The organism is Chitinophaga sp. (assembly GCF_036566945.1).
In the GTDB taxonomy this organism is placed as follows: domain Bacteria; phylum Bacteroidota; class Bacteroidia; order Chitinophagales; family Chitinophagaceae; genus Chitinophaga.
Genome location: NZ_DATCVJ010000942.1, coordinates 1 through 1,790, shown reverse-complemented (window position 1 = coordinate 1,790; position 1,790 = coordinate 1). Strand labels below are relative to the sequence as shown.

General features: G+C 38.9%; 2 protein-coding genes. One reads left to right on the top strand and one right to left on the bottom strand.

Translation table 11 applies throughout. The features are described from left to right. Positions 1-146: 146 nt before the first annotated feature. Positions 147-569 carry a hypothetical protein gene (locus VIP81_RS28285; protein ID WP_331969506.1) on the bottom strand — a complete coding sequence of 141 codons (423 nt, stop codon included), beginning with the start codon at positions 567-569 and terminating at the stop codon, positions 147-149. 860 nt (positions 570-1,429) lie between these two features. Here VIP81_RS28285 and VIP81_RS28280 point away from each other — a divergent pair. Then, positions 1,430-1,790, top strand: a 361-nt coding sequence (locus VIP81_RS28280; protein ID WP_331969503.1) for a hypothetical protein, incomplete at its 3' end; no start/stop codon positions are given.

Sequence of the window (1,790 nt, the reverse complement as noted above, 5' to 3'; positions counted from 1 at the left end):
GCTGCTCACAAGGTATAGGTAAATACTTCTTCCAGCCTTATCAAGAGTACTATAATTTAATGTAAAGGGGATCAAAAGCAAGCATTCGATCCCCAACATAATATAGAAGATGATTTTATATATTGCCACTTATTTTTTTTTATTGTCTAAGGTAATTTACCTGCACAGTAAGAAGGACAAGGAAGCCCGGCATCTAATATTTTGGCTTGAATACCTTTAGACTGAATGCCTGAGGATAAAGCTGCAGCGTCCTGTGGAATTGGAAGAATATCATTTCCATTTTCATCCACGGCTACCAACACCATTTTCTTTTCTTTTATGCCATCGCCATCAGTATCTATTTTCAATCCAAAGTATATTCTTAATGCTGTTGCTCCTGGTTGATCAAGTAATTCAAGTACTTTATCTCTACCAAAGCATATTGCCTTAATATGAGGGTTGAGCGTCTTTTGGTGTGCACTTGCATTCGCGTGATCGTCGTCATGATTTTTAGTTAGTAAATTCATTTCATCGAGAGAAATGAAAGCGCCTGCATCCGATGGGATAGGCCGTTTTGTAGAATCGCTCATAGTAGGTAAGTTTTAGTTTGCGGTAAAATTATCATAAAATATCACATATACAAAGGCCGGCTGTTACAGCCTTTGTATCATAAAGATTCCGGAAGGCCGGCGATAACTCAATACCCTGCTGTGTTTAATCGATTTTGTTGAACAGTTGAAGATGAGGGGATTACGTAGAGTTGACCCTAAATTGCGTATTTATACGTATCCTATTGGCACTTAAATTATCTTTATTTTACTATAAATAATGTTGAAAGCACACCTTCTATAAGAAAAATGGCTAACGGCAGGGTTACTACTTATCATTACTTAGCAATAGCTTAGGAGTCGTCTATGTATCGTAGTATCATTAGACTATTATTACTGTTACATTACACTACTACCGCTCTTATACCGCACTTATACCGCACTACCATCGAACTATCAATACACTATCACCGAACTATGACTCGTCCTGGTATAGCAGACACCCCGTCCTGAAATAACCATACGCCAGGGCAGGAGATCAATATCCCCCAAAAAGCTGGTAGCCATCCTTCCCGTCTGTCGCTTCCTAATCGTAATTTTGAAGCCGATTGCATTTCCGCATTTTCTCTTGTAACATCTTGCCAATCAATCTAACCACGTAATGATCATCCTGATATGCGTACTTCTACGTATTCCTTTTTTTCAGTTGTTAAACGCTTGACTGCTCCTTTAAACTTCCTAATCTTTGTAATGTCAACCGGCTTAGTAATCTATTGTCCTCAAAAAATGGAATAATAAATTGGCCTTTCTACCTTGTTTGTCTTTTTTAGTATATGCAGAAACAGTTCATTCATCAGGTGATGCTCGTTAACCCCTTTTTTTTTCTTTAAAAAAATAAAATCATGAGTTACCTATTAATCGGAAACATCTCTGCACTTATTTGTAATGATTGTATTGAGCCTTTGGCCAATGCGCGCATTCGTATTTATCTGCCGGACACACAGTATCGGACAGAACCCCAGGCATCAGGTATTTTTAACGACATGAAGCCTTTATCAGCCAAAGAGGTGCTCATGAAGGCAGATAGATTACTGGCTGAAACTACCCTCGATGAAAAGGGAAACTTTACGATTGGCTGGGACGAAGTACATCTTTTTACCGAACCACTGGAACTGGACCTGTGTCTGGATCAGCTGCCTGGTAAAAATGGTACCCGTCAATCCCGCAACTTTCATCTCAGTAAGTTAGTATTGCACTGGAAAC